Raw genomic sequence first — 18,923 nt, 5'->3', positions numbered from 1 at the left:
GCACGGAGCGGGCGCCTTCTTTCAGATGTGGCGGACTTCGACAATCTCATACTCGATAACGCCACTCGGCGTCTTCACGGCAACCACATCACCCTCTTCCTTGGCAATCAAGGCGCGAGCCAGTGGCGAACCCACCGAAATCTTGCCGAGTTTGAAGTCAGCCTCATCCTCACCCACGATGTGGTAAGTGACGCTTTCATCCGTCTCGACGTTGGCGATTTCAACGGTGGTGCCGAAAATCACTTTGCCGGTATGAGGAATGGACGTGACGTCGATGATGACCTGATTCTGAATCCGGCCTTCGATGTCACGAATCCGTGCCTCGACCATCCCCTGCTGCTCGCGGGCAGCATGGTATTCGGCGTTTTCCTTCAAGTCACCCAACTCGCGGGCCGTCCCGATGTCCTGGCTGAGCTTCGGACGGACGACCTTGGTCAGGTGAGCGTGTTCTTCTTCCAGGGCTTTCGCGCCCTGGACGGTCATTGGGTACTTGATCATGCCTTCAATCCTGCGTGTAGATCCTGCAAGCGGCGCACGGTCTTCTCGGGACCGAACTTCAGCGCTTCGCAGATGGCTTCGCCAGCAGCAATGGTGGTGGTGCAGTAGATCTTGTGCTGCAAGGCATTACGACGAATGGAGTACGAGTCAGCGATCGACTGACGACCTTCGGTGGTGTTGATGATCAAGGTAACTTCGTCATTCTTGATCATGTCGACCACATGCGGACGACCCTCGGTCACCTTGTTCACACGACGCACTTTCAGGCCTGCGGCTTCGATCAGCTTGGCAGTACCGGCGGTGGCGACCACTTCGAAACCCAAGTTGATCAGATCACGAGCCACGCCTGCAACCAGTGGCTTGTCGTCGTCACGCACGCTGATGAACGCGGTACCGCCGGTCGGCAGCACTTCGCTGGCGCCCATCTGGGCCTTGGCGAACGCTTCGCCAAAGGTGTCGCCCACACCCATCACTTCACCGGTGGACTTCATCTCTGGGCCCAGGATCGGATCCACGCCAGGGAATTTGGCGAATGGGAACACCGCCTCTTTCACGCTGTAGAAGTTCGGAATGATTTCTTTGGTGAAGCCGATTTCTTTCAGGGTTTTGCCCGCCATGACGCGAGCCGCGATCATTGCCAGGGAAACACCGATGCACTTGGACACAAACGGTACGGTACGGGAAGCGCGCGGGTTGACTTCGATGACGTAGATGTCTTCGCCTTGCAGCGCCAACTGAACGTTCATCAGGCCGACAACGCCCAGTTCCAGGGCCATTTTCTTGACCTGTTCGCGCATCTCGTCCTGGATGTGAGCCGGCAGCGAGTACGGCGGCAAGGAGCATGCGGAGTCACCGGAGTGAACGCCAGCCTGCTCGATGTGCTGCATGATCGCGCCGATCACCACGTCGGTGCCGTCGCAGACCGCATCCACGTCCATTTCGATGGCGCAGTTGAGGAAGTGATCGAGCAGCACCGGGCTGTCGTTGGACACTTTCACCGCGTCACGCAGGTAGCGCTTGAGTTCTTCTTCTTCGTAGACGATTTCCATCGCGCGGCCGCCCAGCACGTAGGACGGACGAACCACCAGCGGGTAACCGATCTTGGCGGCGGCACGAATCGCTTCGTCTTCGCTGCGCACGGTGGCGTTTGGCGGCTGACGCAGGTTCAGGCGCTCAACCATTTGCTGGAAGCGCTCACGGTCTTCGGCACGGTCGATGGCGTCAGGGCTGGTGCCGATGATCGGCACGCCGGCCTCTTCCAGGGCGCGAGCCAGTTTCAGCGGAGTTTGGCCGCCGTACTGGACGATCACGCCTTTCGGCTTCTCGACGCGGACGATTTCCAGTACGTCTTCCAGGGTCACTGGTTCGAAGTACAGGCGATCGGAGGTGTCGTAGTCGGTGGAAACGGTTTCCGGGTTGCAGTTGACCATGATGGTCTCGTAACCGTCTTCGCGCAGCGCCAATGCCGCGTGTACGCAGCAGTAGTCGAACTCGATGCCCTGGCCGATACGGTTTGGACCGCCGCCAAGGATCATTATCTTGTCGCGGCCCGACGGCGCGGCTTCGCACTCTTCCTCGTAAGTCGAGTACATGTAGGCGGTGTCGGTGGCGAACTCGGCCGCGCAGGTATCAACGCGCTTGTAGACCGGGAAGATCTCGAGCTTGTGACGGTGGCGACGCAGAGCCTTCTCGGTCACGCCCAGCAGCTTGGCCAGACGCATGTCGGAGAAGCCTTTGCGCTTGAGCTTGAACATCAAGTCGCGGTCGATGCTGGCCAGACCCAGGGTCTTGACCTTCTCTTCTTCCTTGATCAGATCTTCGATCTGCACCAGGAACCACGGGTCGATCATGTTCATGCCGAAGATGTCTTCGACCGACAGGCCGGCACGGAAGGCGTCAGCCACGTACCAGATGCGCTCGGCGCCCGGCACGGTCAGTTCGCGCTTGAGGATGCTCATGCTTTCCGGATTGCTCAGGTCGAGCTTCTCGTCCAGACCGCAAACGCCCACTTCCAGACCGCGCAGGGCTTTCTGCAGGGATTCCTGGAAGGTCCGGCCGATGGCCATGACTTCACCGACCGACTTCATCTGAGTGGTCAGGCGTGCGTCGGCTTTCGGGAATTTCTCGAAGGCGAAACGTGGCAGCTTGGTCACGACATAGTCGATCGACGGCTCGAAGGACGCAGGAGTAGCGCCGCCGGTGATTTCGTTCTGCAGTTCGTCCAGGGTGTAGCCGATCGCCAGCTTGGCAGCGATACGCGCAATCGGGAAACCAGTGGCTTTCGAGGCCAGCGCCGAAGAGCGGGATACACGCGGATTCATCTCGATCACGACCATACGGCCAGTGTCCGGGCAAATGCCGAACTGAACGTTGGAGCCGCCGGTTTCCACGCCGATCTCACGCAGTACCGCCAGCGAGGCGTTACGCATGATCTGGTATTCCTTGTCCGTCAGGGTTTGTGCCGGAGCAACGGTGATCGAGTCACCGGTGTGCACACCCATCGGGTCAAAGTTTTCGATGGAGCAGACGATGATGCAGTTGTCCTTCTTATCGCGGACAACCTCCATCTCGTACTCTTTCCAGCCGATCAGGGATTCGTCGATCAGCAGCTCTTTGGTCGGCGACAGGTCCAGACCGCGAGCGCAGATTTCTTCGAACTCTTCACGGTTGTAAGCGATACCGCCACCGGTGCCGCCCATGGTGAAGGACGGGCGAATGATGCACGGGAAGCCAAGCTTCTCGAGGACCACGTTGGCCTCTTCCATGCTGTGGGCGATACCCGAACGCGGGCAGTCCAGACCAATGGATTTCATCGCCTTGTCGAAGCGCGAACGGTCTTCAGCCTTGTCGATGGTGTCAGCGTTGGCGCCGATCATTTCTACGCCGAACTTCTCCAGAACGCCTTCACGCTCCAGGTCCAGGGCGCAGTTCAGAGCGGTCTGGCCACCCATAGTCGGCAGCAGCGCGTCCGGACGCTCTTTCTCGATGATCTTGGCAACGGTCTGCCACTTGATCGGTTCGATGTAGGTCGCGTCAGCCATGTCCGGGTCGGTCATGATGGTCGCTGGGTTGGAGTTCACCAGGATGACGCGATAACCCTCCTCGCGCAGGGCTTTGCAGGCCTGGGCGCCGGAGTAGTCGAATTCGCAGGCCTGGCCGATCACGATCGGGCCAGCGCCGAGAATCAGGATGCTTTTAATGTCTGTACGTTTTGGCATGGGTTTGTCACTCAAATCCGCAGGTCAGTCGGCAAGCCGTCTTGTTCAATCTTTGAAGCCTTGAGGGGGGTCGCCGGTTGTCGGGACCGCCCCTCAAGCTTTGCAACATCAAGGCGAGCGATTAGCGTCGCTTGGCCATTTCGTTGATGAAGCGATCGAACAATGGCGCTACGTCGTTCGGGCCAGGGCTGGCTTCAGGGTGACCCTGGAAGCTGAAGGCGCTCTTGTCGGTACGTTCGATGCCTTGCAGAGTGCCGTCGAACAGCGATTTGTGGATCGCGCGAACGTTGGCTGGCAGGGTCGCGTCGTCTACCGCAAAACCGTGGTTCTGGCTGGTGATCATCACAACGCCGGTGTCCAGATCCTGGACCGGGTGGTTGGCACCGTGGTGGCCGTGACCCATTTTCAGGGTCTTTGCGCCGGAGGCCAGGGCCAGCAGCTGGTGACCGAGGCAGATACCGAATACCGGAATCTCGGTTTCCAGCACGTCTTTGATCGCCTGGATCGCGTAGTCGCAAGGCTCCGGGTCACCAGGGCCGTTGGACAGGAATACGCCGTCCGGCTTCATCGCCAGAACATCGGCGGCTGGCGTTTGAGCCGGCACCACGGTCACGCGGCAACCGCGCTCGACCAGCATGCGCAGGATGTTCAGCTTGACGCCGTAGTCGTAGGCAACCACGTGGTACGGCAGTTCGGAGGCTTCGATGGTCGCGTGGCTGTCGGTTTTCAGATCCCAGACAGTCGAGCGCCACTCGTACTTCTCTTTGGTGCTGACGACTTTCGCCAGATCCATGCCTTTGAGGCCAGGGAAACCCTGGGCAGCAGCGATGGCGGCTTCTTCGGAGATGTTGTCACCGGCCATGATGCAGCCGTTCTGCGCGCCTTTCTCACGCAGGATGCGCGTCAGGCGGCGGGTGTCGATACCGGCGATTGCCACAACGTTGTTGGCTTTCAGGTAGTCGGACAGGGACATCGTGTTACGCCAGTTGCTCGCAACCAGTGGCAGGTCACGGATGACCAGGCCAGCGGACCATACGCGGTCAGACTCGGCGTCTTCCGGCGTGGTGCCGGTGTTGCCGATGTGCGGGTAAGTCAGGGTAACGATCTGTTGGGCGTAGGAAGGATCGGTAAGGATTTCCTGATAGCCGGTCATGGCGGTGTTGAACACCACCTCTCCAACGGTCTGCCCGTCGGCTCCAATTGCTTCGCCGCGAAAAATGCTGCCGTCAGCAAGGGCGAGTATGGCTGGCTTAGTCAAGAAGACCTCCCGTAAATAAAGCCTGAAAGGGCGATCGCAGGTGTAAAAAAGCGGAGTGACGTATGGACACGTCACCCCGCTCATTCACTGAATTATTCTGCGCGCTTTTAGTGAACACACTAAAGCTGTAGCTTACAGAAAAAGGCATTTTTGGTCTACCGCCAATGAGCCTTAAAGGCCGGAGAATGCGACAGGACGTCGCTTGGCGGAGTAAAACCGGGCTCAAACACTGGGTTTGAACCCGATTTCGGGCACTTCTTAACGCAGGTCGAGCACGTCTTGCATGTCGTAAAGACCTGGCTCACGACCGTCCAGCCACAAAGCGGCACGTACGGCACCCTTGGCGAAGGTCATGCGGCTGGACGCTTTGTGCGTGATCTCGACACGCTCACCATCGGCGGCGAACAGCACGGTGTGATCACCCACGATGTCGCCGGCACGCACAGTGGCGAAGCCGATGGTTTCGCGAGCGCGGGCGCCGGTCTGACCTTCACGACCATAAACCGCCACTTTCTTCAGATCACGCCCCAGCGCATCAGCAATCACCTCACCCATGCGTACGGCTGTACCGGACGGCGCATCGACTTTGTGCCGATGGTGGGCCTCAGTGATCTCGATATCGACATCATCACCCAACACCCGAGCCGCGGTGTCGAGCAGCTTCAGGCACAGGTTGACGCCGACACTGAAGTTAGCCGCGAAGACAATCGGAATGTCCTTGCCCGCTTCCGCCAGCAACTGCTTCTCTTCAACGCTGAAACCGGTGGTGCCAATAATCATCGCCTTGTGATGCTTGCGGCAGAACGCGAGGTTTTTCAGAGTTACCGTCGGATGCGTGAAGTCGATCAGCACGTCGAATTCATCAACCACGCGATCCAGATCACCCGACAGCGGCACACCGATACGACCCAGCGCAGCCAACTCACCGGCATCAGCACCGACCAGCGAGCTGTCCGGACGATCAATGGCAGCCGTCAGACCCGCGCCCGGCTGTTGCTGCACGGCTTCGATCAGGGTTTTGCCCATGCGCCCGGCGGCGCCCATCACTGCAATACGTCGCATGCCTGTCTCCTTACAAATCGCCGAAGAAGCGCTTCACGCCTTCGAACCAGCCGGTGGTTTTCGGCGAATGGCTGTTGTCGTCCGCCAGCGAGCTGCGGAATTCTTCCAGCAATTCGCGCTGACGACGACCCAGGTTGACCGGGGTTTCGACCGCCACACGGCACATCAAGTCACCGGCACCGCCGCCACGCACAGGCGCGACGCCTTTACCGCGAACACGGAACTGCTTGCCGGTCTGAGTCCCTTCAGGGATTTTCAGTTTGACTCGACCATCAAGGGTCGGAATCTCCAGCTCGCCGCCCAGCGCCGCATCGACAAAACTGATCGGCACTTCGCAGAACAGGTGCTTGCCATCACGCTGGAAGATCGCGTGCTCGCGCACATTGATGACCACGTACAGGTCGCCCGTCGGACCGCCCTGAGCACCCGCCTCACCTTCGCCGGACAGACGAATGCGATCACCGGTATCAACACCGGCCGGCACTTTCACCGAGAGGGTTTTGTACTCTTCTACACGACCTTCGCCGTTGCAGGAGTTGCACGGGTCGGAAATGATCTTGCCCTGGCCATGGCAGCGCGGGCAGGTCTGCTGCACCGAGAAGAAGCCCTGCTGCATGCGCACCTGGCCAATACCGCCGCACGTCGGGCAGGTCACTGGCGAAGAGCCTTTCTTGGCACCCGAGCCATCGCACGGCTTGCAGTTGACCAGCGTCGGAACGCGGATATTCACGGTCGTGCCGCGCACCGCTTCTTCCAGATTCAGCTCAAGGGTGTAACGCAAGTCGCTGCCGCGCTGAGCGCCGCCACGGGAACCGCCGCGACCGCCACCGAAGAAGTCACTGAAGACATCACCAAAGATGTCGGAGAAGTTCTGACCGCCAAAACCGGCACCGCCGCCACCCATGCTCGGGTCGACGCCGGCATGACCGTACTGGTCGTACGCCGCGCGCTTGCTGGAATCGGACAGCACTTCGTAGGCCTCGTTGGCCTCCTTGAACATATCTTCCGACGCTTTGTCATCGGGATTACGGTCCGGGTGGTGCTTCATCGCCAGGCGACGGTAGGCCTTTTTCAGGTCTGCTTCGCTTGAGCCACGCTCAACACCCAATACTTCGTAATAGTCACGCTTTGCCATAAGTCTTTGCACTCTTAAGGACGTTCGGCAAACCTCTCCTGAGCCTTGCCAAACTCGTTGAGCCCCAATACAGGCCCGGACCCAACTCACGTCAATTCAACGATCCTGGTCTTTGATTCATTCGGTACTTTCGGCTCGAAAAGCAGGAGCATCTTCGGCCATACCGGCAGCATCCGAGCGTTGTCGCATGCTGTAAAAATTCGCTAACTCCAGACACGCCAACGCGGGAGCAAGCTCCCGCGCGGCGACATCCTACCAGTCACCGCCTGAAGGCAGTCAACCGGGCGACCAACAACTTACTTGTGGTCTTTGACTTCTTCGAACTCGGCATCGACAACGTCATCAGCCTTTTCAGCCTTGTCGTCCTGCGGTGCCGCGCCTTCAGCAGGCTGGGCCTGTTCGGCGTACATCTTCTGCGCCACTGGAGCGGAGACTTTCGACAGCTCTTCAACCTTCGCTTCGATTGCAGCTTTGTCGTCGCCTTTGACAGCGGCTTCCAGCGCAACAACAGCAGCTTCGATTGCAGTCTTCTCTTCAGCAGTCACTTTATCGCCAGCATCAGCGACCATTTTGCGTGTCGAGTGAACCAGCGCATCACCCTGGTTGCGAGCCGCGGCCAGCGCTTCGAACTTGCTGTCTTCCTCGGCGTTGGCTTCAGCATCGCGAATCATCTGCTGAATTTCTTCCTCGGACAGACCGGAGTTGGCCTTGATCACGATCGACTGAGTCTTGCCGGTGGCCTTGTCTTTGGCGCCTACGTGCAGGATGCCGTTGGCGTCGATGTCGAAGGTCACTTCAATTTGTGGTACGCCACGTGGTGCTGGTGGAATCTCGGCCAGGTCGAACTTGCCCAGGGACTTGTTCTGAGCCGCTTGCTTACGCTCACCTTGCAGCACGTGAATGGTCACGGCGCCCTGGTTGTCGTCGGCAGTCGAGAACACTTGCGATTTCTTGGTAGGAATCGTGGTGTTTTTCTCGATCAGCGCGGTCATCACGCCACCCATGGTTTCGATACCCAGGGTCAGCGGGCTGACGTCGAGCAGCAGAACGTCTTTCACGTCACCAGCCAATACGGCGCCCTGGATGGCAGCACCCATGGCAACGGCTTCGTCCGGATTCACGTCTTTACGTGCTTCTTTACCGAAGAACTCGGTCACCAGCTTCTGAACCAGTGGCATACGGGTCTGACCGCCTACCAGGATCACGTCGTTGATCGCACCAACGTCGATGCCGGAGTCTTTCAGAGCGATGCGGCAAGGTTCGATGGTGCGTTGAACCAGGTCTTCTACCAGCGCTTCGAGCTTGGCGCGGGAGATTTTCACGTTCAAGTGCTTAGGACCGGTGGCGTCTGCTGTGATGTACGGCAGGTTCACGTCGGTCGACATGCTCGAGGACAGCTCGATCTTGGCTTTTTCAGCAGCTTCTTTCAGGCGCTGCATGGCCAGCGGATCACCTTTGAGGTTCATGCCGCTTTCTTTCTTGAATTCGTCGACGAGGTAGTCGATCAGACGAATGTCAAAGTCTTCACCGCCCAGGAACGTGTCACCGTTGGTGGCCAACACTTCGAACTGGTGCTCGCCATCGACTTCAGCGATTTCGATTACGGAGACGTCGAAAGTACCGCCGCCCAAGTCGTAAACGATCACGGTGTGATCGCCCTTCGCCTTGTCCATACCGTAAGCCAGAGCGGCTGCGGTTGGTTCGTTGATGATGCGTTTTACGTCCAGACCCGCAATACGACCGGCGTCTTTGGTGGCTTGACGCTGGCTGTCGTTGAAGTAGGCCGGAACGGTGATCACCGCTTCAGTCACTGGCTCGCCGAGGTAGTCTTCGGCGGTCTTCTTCATTTTCTTCAGAATTTCAGCCGAGATCTGTGGCGGCGACATTTTCTGGCCGTTCACTTCTACCCACGCGTCGCCATTGTCAGCCTTGGCGATTTTGTAAGGCACCATCTTGATGTCTTTCTGTACGACTTCTTCGTCGAACTTACGACCGATCAGACGCTTCACCGCGTACAGGGTGTTATGCGGATTGGTCACAGCCTGACGCTTGGCCGACTGGCCAACCAGGATTTCGCCATCGTTGGCGTACGCGATGATCGACGGCGTGGTACGCGCGCCTTCAGCGTTTTCAATAACTTTGGCTTTGCCGTTTTCCATCACGGAGACGCAGGAGTTGGTAGTCCCCAGGTCGATACCGATAATTTTGCCCATGTTCACTCTCCCGAAACTTTGGATTTGGTTGCCGCAGCAGTGGTGGCTAACTGCGGTAGCACTTAAACGCTTGACTTATAAATGGGGGCCTTGCGGCCAATTTCAAGCCTGCTCGTCAATCGAAGGCGAAACTGGCGCTGGAGCCTTACTGACCACGACCATGGCCGGGCGCAGCAGACGACCGTTGAGCTGATAGCCCTTCTGGAACACCTTGAGCACGCTGTTTGGCTCGACGTCGGCGCTTTCCTGCATGGCCATTGCCTGATGCTGAACGGCGTTGAACGGTTCGCCATGCGGATCGATCGCTTCCAACTGATAACGCTTCAGGGTGTCCTGGAACATTTTCAGGGTCAGTTCGATGCCTTCGCGCATTGGGCGGATGCTTTCGTCGTCCGGGTTGGACAACTCCAGACCACGCTCCAGGCTGTCGATGATCGGCAACAAATCGCCAGCAAATTTTTCCAGAGCGAATTTGTGCGCTTTTTCTACATCCTGCTCGGCGCGACGGCGGACGTTCTGCAGATCAGCCGCTACACGCAAAGCTTGATCATGAGCGCCAGCCAATTGCTCTTCGAGCACTTGTACACGAGCCGCCAGTTCATCACCCGAATTCTGGGCAGCCTGATCGGCGTCTAGATTTTGCGTATCCACTGTCTGTTCGTCAGCCATAGAATTCTCCTTTCAATAACGTCCGCGAGCTCAACTCGCGCTTCTGTCCCGGTATATGGGGCCGCAAAAATCAGCTTCAAGGGGCCGGTTGCGATTAACCCTACAAAAAACGCTGCATTGCGATGACTCGACGGACCAGGCATTTCGTCAGGCCGAGTAAATCGAGCTAAGCGAGGGCATTGTCAGCCACAAATAAAACACTGTATAAATAACCAGACCTAAAGCCTGGGAGCGGCCTTTATGCTGGTGCACCTGTCCGTACATAACTACGCCATCGTTGAACATCTCGATCTCGAGCTCGATCGCGGGATGAGCGTGATAACCGGGGAAACCGGCGCCGGCAAGTCGATCATGCTCGACGCCCTCGGCCTGACCCTGGGCGATCGCGCCGACAGCGGCGTGGTCCGCCCCGGCGCCGACAAGGCCGATATCCTGGCGACTTTCGACCTGATCGACATACCCGAAGCCAGCGCCTGGCTGGCAGATCGCGACCTGGAGAGCGATGGCCCGTGCATCCTGCGTCGGGTGATCACCGCAGAAGGACGCTCGCGCGGCTATATCAACGGTACGCCCTGCCCGCTCGGCGATCTCAAAGCCCTGGGTGAGCTGCTGATCGATATCCACAGCCAGCACGAACACCAATCCCTGCTGAAGACCGACACTCACCGCCGCCTGCTCGACGAATACGCCGGCGCCACCGACCTTGCCCGCCAAGTGCAACTGGCCGCCCAACGCTGGCGCCAGACTCGTCAGGAGCTGGAACGCCTCTCCAACTCCGGCGATGAGCAGCGCGCTCGTCATCAATTGCTCAGCTATCAACTCGAAGAGCTGGAAAATCTCGGCCTCGGCGAAAACGAGCTGGAGCAGCTGGAACACGAACACAAGAACCTCACTAACGCCGAAACCCTGCTGGGCATCTGCCGGCAAGTGGTCGAGCAATGCAGCGAAAGTGATTCCGGGAATGTCCTGAACGCCCTGACGGCCAGCCTCAACCGTCTTTCGAGCGTCAACAATTCGATCGGCGCGCTGGGTGAAGCCAGCAGCCTGTTGACCAGCGCACAGATACAGGTTGAAGAGGCCGTCGGCGAACTGAACCGCTTCCTCGACAACTTCGACGCTGATCCGGCGCGACTTCAGTACCTGGAAGAACGCCTGGATGCGATCTACACCATGGCGCGCAAGCACCGCATCCAGCCGACCGAAGTCGCAGAGATGCAGCAGCGCTTACTGGATGAAATCGAAACCCTGAACGCCAACGACGAGTCCATCGAGCGACTGAGCGATGAGCTGGCCTCTTATGCCCGTCATTATCAGGAGAAGGCTCGCGAACTGAGCGACCTGCGCCATCAAGCCTCAAACAGCCTGGCCAGCGCCGTGGAGCAGGAAATCCAGCGACTGGGCATGCCCGGTGGGCGTTTCACTATCGAATTACGCCCCAACAGCAGTGATGAACTGCTGCCCAATGGGCTTGAACAGGTCGAACTGCTTGTCAGCGCCAACCCTGGACAACCATTGAAAGCCTTGGCCAAAGTGGCCTCGGGTGGCGAGCTGTCACGGATCAGCCTGGCTATTCAGGTGATCACCGCGCAGACCTCGCGCGTACCGACACTGGTATTCGATGAAGTGGACGTGGGTATCGGCGGCCCGACAGCCGAGATCGTGGGCCAGTTGCTGCGTCGACTCGGGGAGCGCGGGCAGGTTCTGACGGTGACTCACTTGCCGCAAGTCGCTGCGCAGGGCCATCAACATCTATTTGTGCACAAGGTGCGTGGCGAAGAGGCGACCCACACCGCTGTTTCCAAGTTGAGCAAGAATGATCGCGTCGAAGAAGTGGCGCGAATGCTCGGCGGCATCGACCTGACCAAGGAATCACTGGCTCACGCGAAAAAAATGGTCGTCACCGCAAAAATTTAAGAACGGCAGACAGCACGAAGGCGACCCTGGGGTCGCCTTCGCTCGTTTCGCGAATGTGTAATTCGCGCGACATGCTTACTTTTTCTTGCGTACGTACAACACCAAATTGTGATCAACCATCTCGAAGCCGTACTTATCGACGATGGCTTTCTGCAGGCGCTCGATTTCTTCGTCGAAGAATTCGATCACTTCGCTGGTTTCGACGTTGACCATGTGGTCGTGATGCTTGCCGTCATCCAGCTCGAAGACCGCATGGCCTCCGTCGAAGTTGTGCCGCACCACAAGGCCAGCTGCCTCGAACTGAGTCAGTACACGGTAAACCGTGGCCAGACCGACGTCCTCACCAGCTTCCATCAGTGCCTTGTAAACATCCTCGGCACTCATGTGGCGTTGCTCGGCGGAATCGAGCATTTGCAGAATTTTGACCCGTGGCAGGGTCACTTTGAGACCGGCTTTGCGTAGTTCGCTATTTTCAACCATGGTCAGCTTTCTCGCGATGCTGCTTCGCAGCTTCTCTTAATGCGGGTATGATCGGCGTTTACGTTGTCCCAGCCAAGATAGTGGAAGTCGCCCACCGATGCAAAACACCAAGCTCTTGCTAACCAGTTTCACCTTTGTGGGACTGCTCGCACTCGCCGGTTGTTCATTCCCCGGGGTTTACAAAATCGACATCCAGCAGGGCAATGTCGTCACGCAGGACATGATAAACCAGTTACGCCCGGGAATGACCCGTAAGCAAGTACGGTTTATCATGGGCAATCCCCTGTTGACCGACACGTTCCATGCCGATCGCTGGGATTATCTGTACAGCCTGCAACCGGGTGGCGGTGAACGCCAACAGGAACGCATTAGCGTTATCTTCAACCCAAATGATCAGCTTGTCAGCCTCTCTGGTGATTTCATGCCAGGCGTGAGCCGCGACGAAGCCATTCTCGGCAAGGACAGTGGCACAACAGTCACTGCACCGGCAGAAAACGCCGAGAAGCCGAAACCGGAAAAACCGGTCAAGCCAGGTTCGTTGCTGGACCAGATCCAGAAGGACGTAGACGGTGTAGAAACCGTTCCGGTCCCGACGCCAGAACCGCTGGACACCTCGCCGCAATAATTTGCGACGCAATAAAAAACCCGGCATGTCCGGGTTTTTTATTGTCTGGCGTTTGGGCAGCTCACTGATTCCGGGCTTTGGCCTCGGCAGCCTTGGCAGCACGCAGACGACGAACCTCTTTCGGATCTGCCAGCAATGACCGGTATATCTCGATGCGATCACCCGACTGGACGGGACGACTGTCCGGGTCAGCGATCACTTTGCCGAAGATCCCCACTGGGCAATCGGCCAGATCCAGCTCCGCAAAGGCCTCGCCAACGCCTGACTTCAGCAAAGCCGCCCGCACGCTCGTTCCCGCTGGCACAGACACCGAGAGAAGCACCTGACGATCGACAGCGGCGTACACCACCTCGACGTCAACCATCGCCTCAACCATGTATTTGCTTGGCGCGCTGGCAAAACGCGTCCACCAGCGTATTCGCGGCTTGATTGAACAGCGGCCCCAAGGTCGCGCGAACAATCGGCCCGGCGTAATCGAACGACAGGTCCAGACTGATCTTGCAGGCCTTTTCACCCAGCGGCTTGAACGTCCAGATGCCATGCAACTGATTGAACGGGCCCTCTTCAAGGTTCATCTCGATCGATTGCCCGGGAACCAGCGTGTTACGCGTTACGAAATGCTGACTGAGACCGCCTTTGGCCACGCCTACGCTAGCGCGCATATGCTCAGGCGTGCTTTCCAGCACTTCGGCGGTCGAACACCACGGCAGAAACTCCGGGTAACGCGCCACGTCGTTGACCAGGTCATAAAGCGCTTGCGCCGGGTATGGCAGCAGAGCCGAACGTTGAATGTGTGTCGTCATGTCAGCGTCACTTCCACAGCTGTGCGGCAAACACTACGAGAATGCCGATGGGCGCCACATAGCGCATCAAGAACAAGGAGAGGGTGAACCACGCAGGGTTGCGGATCGACAACTCGTCGCGTACCGCTTCACGCCCCATCACCCAGCCCGCAAACACCACGAAACACAAACCACCGAGTGGCAACATGATCCGCGAAGTGAAGAAATCGATCACGCCAAAGAAGTCCAGACCACCGGCCGCACCCCATTGATAGAGATGGAACAGCCCGCCTTCGTTCACGAAAAACTTGGCTTCCTTCCAGATATTGAAGGAAAACACCGTACCCAGGCCCACGAACCAGCAGATAAACGCCAGCCAGAAAGTCACCCAGGCGCGGCTGACTTTTGTGCGCTCAACCAGGTAAGCCACCATCGGCTCAAGCAAGGAAATCGCTGAACTCCAGGCAGCCACCGCGACCAGCACGAAGAACACTACGCCCATCAACTGGCCGAACGCTACGTTGCCGAAGGCAAATGGCAGGCTGACGAACATCAGGCCCGGGCCTTCGCTCGGGTTCAGGCCCGCGGCAAACACAATCGGAAACAATGCCAGACCGGCCACCAGCGAAACGAAGGTGTCGAGCAGCGCCACGCCGACGACGGTGCCGGAGATCGACGAATGCTTGGGCATGTAAGCGCCATAAATCATGATCGACCCGACGCCCACGCTCAGGGAGAAAAAGGCGTGCCCCATGGCTGGTAACAAGCCGTCGAGGACTTTTTCCGGGTGGAAGTCGAACATGAAATGCACACCTTCCATGAAATGTCCGGTGGTCATGCTGTAACCCAGCAACACCAGAATCATCACAAAGAGCAGCGGCATCATGATCCGCAGGCTGCGTTCAAGCCCGGCGACCACGCCTTTGGCGATGACAACGGCAGACAGCAGCATGAAAATCGTGTGCCAAAGTGTCAGGCGCCACGGATCGGCGATCACATTGCCAAAGTACGCGCCAACCTGATCAGGCGTTGCGCCCTGGAAGTCGCCACGGCCCATGTCGATGATGTAATCCAGCGACCAGCCGCCGACCACACTATAGAAAGACAGGATAAGTAACGCCGTGATCATCCCGGCGAATGCACCCCAGGACCACTTGCCCGAATGCCCCGCCTCCACCGCCAACACCTTCAAGGCGTTGGCCGGGCTCTGCCGCGCGCGGCGGCCGATCAGGGTTTCGGCCAGCATGACCGGCACACCGATCAGCGCGATACAGGCCAGGAACATCAGCACGAAGGCGCCGCCGCCGTAGACGCCAACCATGTACGGGAATTTCCAGATACTACCCAGGCCCACGGCCGAACCGGTCGCGGCGAGTATGAAGACCCAGCGGCTAGCCCAACTGCCGTGGACAGAAACCTTGTCTGTCGACATCGTTATCACGCCCAAGCGTTCAAAAAAGAGGGCGCATTGTCCGGGATTCAATCAACCTGCTCAAGCACGTAGCGATACCGTAGCCGACTCGCTTGCAACTCCCTATAATGCCGCCCCTATGGCTAAACAGAAGAAACACCCAACAGGGACCATCGCGCAGAATAAAAAGGCGCGACACGATTACTTCATCGAGCATCGGTTCGAGGCTGGTCTGGTCCTGGCCGGCTGGGAAGTAAAAAGTCTGCGGGCAAGCAAGCTGCAACTGGTTGACAGTTACGTGCTGCTCAAGGATGGCGAAGCCTGGCTGCTCGGCAGCCACATTACGCCGCTGATGACCGCCAGCACTCACGTCATCGCTGATCCGACCCGCACCCGAAAATTGCTGCTCAACCGCCGCGAGCTGGAAAAACTCGCCGCCGCCGTGCAGCAAAAAGGTTACGCCTGCGTGTGCCTGTCCTGGTATTGGAGCAAGCACATGGTCAAGTGCGAGATCGCTCTGGGCAAGGGCAAGAAGGAATACGACAAGCGTGATACCGAACGCGAACGCGATGCCGGTCGCGAGTTGCAGCGTGCGGTGCGCAATAAGGGCAAGGAAGAGTAACTCCTTATCCTTGATCGAGATCACTGTGGCGAGGGAGCTTGCTCCCGCTCGACTGCGCAGCAGTCGTCAGCTGTCGTCATGACGGCGGCGAAAAGCGAGTGCCGCTTCGCGCCCCAGCGGGAGCAAGCTCCCTCGCCACAAGTCATCAGGTCATCAGGTCATCGGTCACCTGACTACATCCCCTTGCGCCGCTCCGCCCGGGCCATGCGCTGCACTTCCTGACGCACCTCTTCCAGCACTTCCTGCACATACAAGATGTGTCGGCTGGAGACTTCCCGCGCCTGCTCCGCCCTTCCCTCGATAATCGCCATGTACAACTCCCGGTGCTGCGTGATCAGCATGTCGCGGGTTTCCGTGCGCTGTTTGTACATGCCGCCAATGTTGGTCACCACGTTACGTTTGAGCAGATCGAACAGCCCGCGAATGGTGTGCAGCAGCACAGCGTTATGACTGGCTTCGGCAATCGCCAGGTGAAATTTTGCATCCGCCGCGCCCTCTTCCGCCCGGCTCACTTCGTCATGACGCGTATAGCAGTCCTGTAACTCATTGAAGGCTGCCGTCAATCGCTCGCGATCGACATCGGTGGCGCGCAGTGCCGCGTAATAGGCACAGGACGCTTCCAGCGTATGGCGAAACTCCAACAGATCGCGCTGGGCTTCGGGGTTACTTTCCAGCAGATGCAACAGCGGATCGCTGAAAGTAGAACCCAGCGATTCCACCACATAATTACCGCCACCCTGGCGACTGACCAGCAAGCCCTTGGCCGCCAGTTTCTGGATTGCCTCGCGCAACGAAGGGCGTGACACGCCAAACTGCTCGGCCAACGCGCGTTCGGCCGGCAAGCGCTCGCCAGACTTCAACGTGCCTTCAAGGATCATCCCCTCGAGCTGCTCGACAATATCGTCAGACAAACGGCGCTGACGAATCTGATCAAACCCCATAACTCAATTCTCCACGGTCCCGACGGCTCGCCGGGCTCTCTATTCTGGCCTATCGGCGCTGTGCCGGCACCTACCAGACGGCATTTGTTAAAGCGGATCAAGCACGCGCCACAGCGCTTATTCGACAAAAGTTTTAGGGCGACAAATTGACACGCCGCCTACAAGGCTTTTACCCTAGCCAACAGCGATTGTAAATTGGTATTACCAATTATCCAAGAACGCTGACCAGTGCCTGACCAACAACAATTAGGGGCCACCCCATATGCAAACCTGGCAACAGCTCTATACCCCGCTCGGCAGCCTTGGCGTTTCCGCGCTCGCAGCCGTTATCCCCATCGTGTTTTTCTTCCTGGCGTTGGCGGTGTTCCGCCTCAAAGGGCACGTGGCCGGCAGCATCACGCTGGCGTTGTCCATCGCGGTCGCAATCTTCGCTTTCCAGATGCCAGTCGACATGGCCTTCGCCGCCGCCGGTTATGGCTTCGCCTACGGTCTGTGGCCGATTGCGTGGATCATCGTCGCGGCCGTGTTCCTCTACAAACTGACGGTCAAGAGTGGTCAGTTCGAAGTGATCCGCAGCTCAGTGTTGTCGATCACCGACGACCAGCGTCTGCAGGTTCTGCTGATCGGTTTCTGCTTCGGTGCATTCCTGGAAGGTGCCGCCGGTTTCGGTGCGCCGGTAGCGATTACCGCCGCATTGCTTGTAGGACTGGGCTTCAACCCGCTGTACGCCGCAGGCCTGTGCCTGATCGCCAACACCGCGCCGGTAGCCTTCGGTGCCTTGGGGATTCCGATCATCGTGGCCGGGCAAGTGACCGGCATCGACGCGTTCAAGATCGGCGCCATGACCGGTCGCCAACTGCCGCTGCTGTCGCTGTTCGTTCCGTTCTGGCTGGTGTTCATGATGGACGGCCTGCGCGGCGTTCGGGAGACCTGGCCTGCTGCGCTGGTGGCCGGCTTGAGCTTTGCCATCACCCAATACTTCACGTCGAACTTCATCGGCCCTGAGTTGCCGGACATCACCTCGGCCCTGGCCAGCCTGATCTCCCTGACGCTGTTCCTGAAAGTCTGGCAGCCGAAACGCGCCGCCGGCCAACACATCGTTGGAGCCGTCTCGGCGTCCGTGGTGACCGCCAGTGCCGGTGGTTTCGGCCAACCGCGCACCAGCGTGGCGTCGCCTTACAGCCTGTTCGAAATCGTCAAAGCCTGGTCGCCGTTCCTGATCCTCACCGTGCTGGTCACCATCTGGACCCTGAAACCGTTCAAGGCAATGTTCGCCGCTGGCGGTTCGATGTACAGCTGGGTGTTCAACTTTGCCATCCCGCACCTGGATCAAATGGTGATCAAGGTCGCACCGATCGTGACCGCGCCGACCGCCATCCCGGCGGTGTTCAAGCTCGATCCGATTTCCGCGACCGGCACGGCGATTTTCTTCTCCGCGCTGATCTCGATGCTGGTGCTGAAGATCAACATCAAAACTGGTCTGACCACTTTGAGAGAGACCTTTTACGAGCTGCGCTGGCCGATTCTGTCGATCGGCATGGTCTTGGCCTTCGCCTTCGTCACCAACTACTCGGGCATGTCTTCGACCATGGCGCTGGTATTGGCAGGCACCGGCGCGGCATTCCCGTTCTTCTCGCCATTCCTCGGCTGGCTGGGCGTGTTCCTGACCGGTTCCGATACGTCGTCCAACGCGCTGTTCAGTTCGTTGCAAGCGACCACCGCGCACCAGATCGGCGTGAGCGATGTGTTGCTGGTGGCGGCAAACACCAGCGGCGGCGTGACCGGCAAGATGATCTCGCCGCAATCGATCGCCGTGGCCTGCGCTGCGACCGGTCTGGTGGGCAAGGAATCGGACCTGTTCCGCTTCACCCTCAAGCACAGCCTGTTCTTCGCAACGATCGTCGGCCTGATTACCTACATCCAGGCCTATTGGCTCACCGGCATGCTGGTGCACTAAGTCCTACACGACAAAACGCAAAAACCGACGCCGGACCACGATTCCGGCGTCAGCTATTCACAACCCGGTCTGTAAGGCTGCTGAAAGCTTCCCTCTCTATATTCAGCAGCCTCAGCGGACGGATAACCGGGCCCACCC

General features: G+C 58.6%; 16 protein-coding genes. 4 read left to right on the top strand and 12 right to left on the bottom strand.

Annotated elements, in window-relative coordinates; all coding sequences use genetic code 11:
* Positions 1-21 precede the first annotated feature (21 nt).
* The 7 genes from greA to grpE all read right to left on the bottom strand — a co-directional run bounded on the left by greA (position 22) and on the right by grpE (position 10,053).
* Positions 22-498 carry a transcription elongation factor GreA gene (gene greA / locus ACYZT8_RS03900; RefSeq protein WP_131060787.1) on the bottom strand — a complete coding sequence of 159 codons (477 nt, stop codon included), beginning with the start codon at positions 496-498 and terminating at the stop codon, positions 22-24.
* Positions 495-3,716, bottom strand: coding sequence for a carbamoyl-phosphate synthase large subunit (carB, locus tag ACYZT8_RS03895; RefSeq protein ID WP_461979400.1), 3,222 nt, complete (start codon positions 3,714-3,716; stop codon positions 495-497). Before carB ends, greA begins: the two co-directional genes overlap by 4 nt.
* A gap of 121 nt (positions 3,717-3,837) precedes the next feature.
* A complete protein-coding gene (carA, locus tag ACYZT8_RS03890; RefSeq protein ID WP_461979398.1) occupies positions 3,838-4,974 on the bottom strand; it encodes a glutamine-hydrolyzing carbamoyl-phosphate synthase small subunit in 1,137 nt (378 codons plus the stop codon).
* 258 nt (positions 4,975-5,232) lie between these two features.
* Positions 5,233-6,036 (bottom strand): 4-hydroxy-tetrahydrodipicolinate reductase, encoded by an 804-nt coding sequence (gene dapB / locus ACYZT8_RS03885; protein WP_109627907.1) that lies wholly within the window; start codon positions 6,034-6,036, stop codon positions 5,233-5,235.
* Between the two features lie 10 nt (positions 6,037-6,046).
* Complete coding sequence (gene dnaJ / locus ACYZT8_RS03880) at positions 6,047-7,171, bottom strand: molecular chaperone DnaJ (protein WP_059403177.1); 1,125 nt, start codon at positions 7,169-7,171, stop codon at positions 6,047-6,049.
* Between the two features lie 296 nt (positions 7,172-7,467).
* Entirely contained in the window at positions 7,468-9,384 is a 1,917-nt protein-coding gene (dnaK, locus tag ACYZT8_RS03875; RefSeq protein ID WP_461957175.1) for a molecular chaperone DnaK, read from the bottom strand.
* 102 nt (positions 9,385-9,486) lie between these two features.
* On the bottom strand, positions 9,487-10,053 hold the full coding sequence (gene grpE / locus ACYZT8_RS03870; RefSeq protein ID WP_461979395.1) for a nucleotide exchange factor GrpE: 567 nt from the start codon (positions 10,051-10,053) through the stop codon (positions 9,487-9,489).
* A 240-nt stretch (positions 10,054-10,293) separates the two neighbouring features.
* On the opposite strand from grpE, the gene recN reads away from it, so the two are divergent.
* The gene (recN, locus tag ACYZT8_RS03865; protein WP_461979393.1) at positions 10,294-11,967 is read left to right on the top strand and encodes a DNA repair protein RecN; all 1,674 of its coding nucleotides are present in this window, start codon (positions 10,294-10,296) and stop codon (positions 11,965-11,967) included.
* Positions 11,968-12,042: 75 nt separating this feature from the next.
* Here the strand turns inward: recN and fur are convergent, their stop codons facing one another.
* Positions 12,043-12,447, bottom strand: coding sequence for a ferric iron uptake transcriptional regulator (gene fur / locus ACYZT8_RS03860; protein WP_003197684.1), 405 nt, complete (start codon positions 12,445-12,447; stop codon positions 12,043-12,045).
* A 97-nt stretch (positions 12,448-12,544) separates the two neighbouring features.
* On the opposite strand from fur, the gene ACYZT8_RS03855 reads away from it, so the two are divergent.
* Entirely contained in the window at positions 12,545-13,072 is a 528-nt protein-coding gene (locus tag ACYZT8_RS03855) for an outer membrane protein assembly factor BamE (protein ID WP_109627901.1), read from the top strand.
* A gap of 61 nt (positions 13,073-13,133) precedes the next feature.
* Here ACYZT8_RS03855 and ACYZT8_RS03850 read toward each other — a convergent pair whose 3' ends face one another.
* The 3 genes from ACYZT8_RS03850 to ACYZT8_RS03840 are packed head-to-tail and all read right to left on the bottom strand — an operon-like array spanning position 13,134 to position 15,286.
* Positions 13,134-13,448, bottom strand: a complete 315-nt coding sequence (locus ACYZT8_RS03850; protein WP_461979391.1) for an RnfH family protein — start codon at positions 13,446-13,448, stop codon at positions 13,134-13,136.
* Positions 13,441-13,875: a type II toxin-antitoxin system RatA family toxin gene (locus ACYZT8_RS03845; protein ID WP_461979389.1), complete on the bottom strand. Its 435-nt coding sequence runs from the start codon at positions 13,873-13,875 to the stop codon at positions 13,441-13,443. The genes ACYZT8_RS03850 and ACYZT8_RS03845 overlap by 8 nt, the downstream gene beginning before the upstream one ends.
* Before the next feature lie 7 nt (positions 13,876-13,882).
* Positions 13,883-15,286, bottom strand: a complete 1,404-nt coding sequence (locus ACYZT8_RS03840) for a sodium-dependent transporter (protein WP_461979387.1) — start codon at positions 15,284-15,286, stop codon at positions 13,883-13,885.
* Between the two features lie 118 nt (positions 15,287-15,404).
* On the opposite strand from ACYZT8_RS03840, the gene smpB reads away from it, so the two are divergent.
* Entirely contained in the window at positions 15,405-15,887 is a 483-nt protein-coding gene (gene smpB, locus ACYZT8_RS03835) for an SsrA-binding protein SmpB (protein WP_131060797.1), read from the top strand.
* Positions 15,888-16,060: 173 nt separating this feature from the next.
* Here smpB and ACYZT8_RS03830 read toward each other — a convergent pair whose 3' ends face one another.
* Positions 16,061-16,828: a GntR family transcriptional regulator gene (locus ACYZT8_RS03830; protein WP_438657954.1), complete on the bottom strand. Its 768-nt coding sequence runs from the start codon at positions 16,826-16,828 to the stop codon at positions 16,061-16,063.
* Between the two features lie 262 nt (positions 16,829-17,090).
* On the opposite strand from ACYZT8_RS03830, the gene ACYZT8_RS03825 reads away from it, so the two are divergent.
* Positions 17,091-18,785 (top strand): lactate permease LctP family transporter, encoded by a 1,695-nt coding sequence (locus tag ACYZT8_RS03825; RefSeq protein WP_461979385.1) that lies wholly within the window; start codon positions 17,091-17,093, stop codon positions 18,783-18,785.
* Positions 18,786-18,923 lie beyond the last annotated feature (138 nt).

The organism is Pseudomonas sp. LB3P93 (genome assembly GCF_054898025.1).
The sequence above is the reverse complement of the archived record's forward strand: the minus strand, read 5'-3'. Positions and strand labels throughout refer to the sequence as shown.

Excerpts from the sequence above, each read along its gene's own strand:
- greA (WP_131060787.1), bottom strand. The coding sequence starts at position 498 with ATGATCAAGTACCCAATGACCGTCCAGGGCGCGAAAGCCCTGGAAGAA.
- carB (WP_461979400.1), bottom strand. The coding sequence starts at position 3,716 with ATGCCAAAACGTACAGACATTAAAAGCATCCTGATTCTCGGCGCTGGC.
- dapB (WP_109627907.1), bottom strand. The coding sequence starts at position 6,036 with ATGCGACGTATTGCAGTGATGGGCGCCGCCGGGCGCATGGGCAAAACC.
- dnaJ (WP_059403177.1), bottom strand. The coding sequence starts at position 7,171 with ATGGCAAAGCGTGACTATTACGAAGTATTGGGTGTTGAGCGTGGCTCA.
- dnaK (WP_461957175.1), bottom strand. The coding sequence starts at position 9,384 with ATGGGCAAAATTATCGGTATCGACCTGGGGACTACCAACTCCTGCGTC.
- grpE (WP_461979395.1), bottom strand. The coding sequence starts at position 10,053 with ATGGCTGACGAACAGACAGTGGATACGCAAAATCTAGACGCCGATCAG.
- recN (WP_461979393.1), top strand. The coding sequence starts at position 10,294 with ATGCTGGTGCACCTGTCCGTACATAACTACGCCATCGTTGAACATCTC.
- fur (WP_003197684.1), bottom strand. The coding sequence starts at position 12,447 with ATGGTTGAAAATAGCGAACTACGCAAAGCCGGTCTCAAAGTGACCCTG.
- ACYZT8_RS03855 (WP_109627901.1), top strand. The coding sequence starts at position 12,545 with ATGCAAAACACCAAGCTCTTGCTAACCAGTTTCACCTTTGTGGGACTG.
- ACYZT8_RS03850 (WP_461979391.1), bottom strand. The coding sequence starts at position 13,448 with ATGGTTGAGGCGATGGTTGACGTCGAGGTGGTGTACGCCGCTGTCGAT.
- ACYZT8_RS03845 (WP_461979389.1), bottom strand. The coding sequence starts at position 13,875 with ATGACGACACACATTCAACGTTCGGCTCTGCTGCCATACCCGGCGCAA.
- ACYZT8_RS03840 (WP_461979387.1), bottom strand. The coding sequence starts at position 15,286 with ATGTCGACAGACAAGGTTTCTGTCCACGGCAGTTGGGCTAGCCGCTGG.
- smpB (WP_131060797.1), top strand. The coding sequence starts at position 15,405 with ATGGCTAAACAGAAGAAACACCCAACAGGGACCATCGCGCAGAATAAA.
- ACYZT8_RS03830 (WP_438657954.1), bottom strand. The coding sequence starts at position 16,828 with ATGGGGTTTGATCAGATTCGTCAGCGCCGTTTGTCTGACGATATTGTC.
- ACYZT8_RS03825 (WP_461979385.1), top strand. The coding sequence starts at position 17,091 with ATGCAAACCTGGCAACAGCTCTATACCCCGCTCGGCAGCCTTGGCGTT.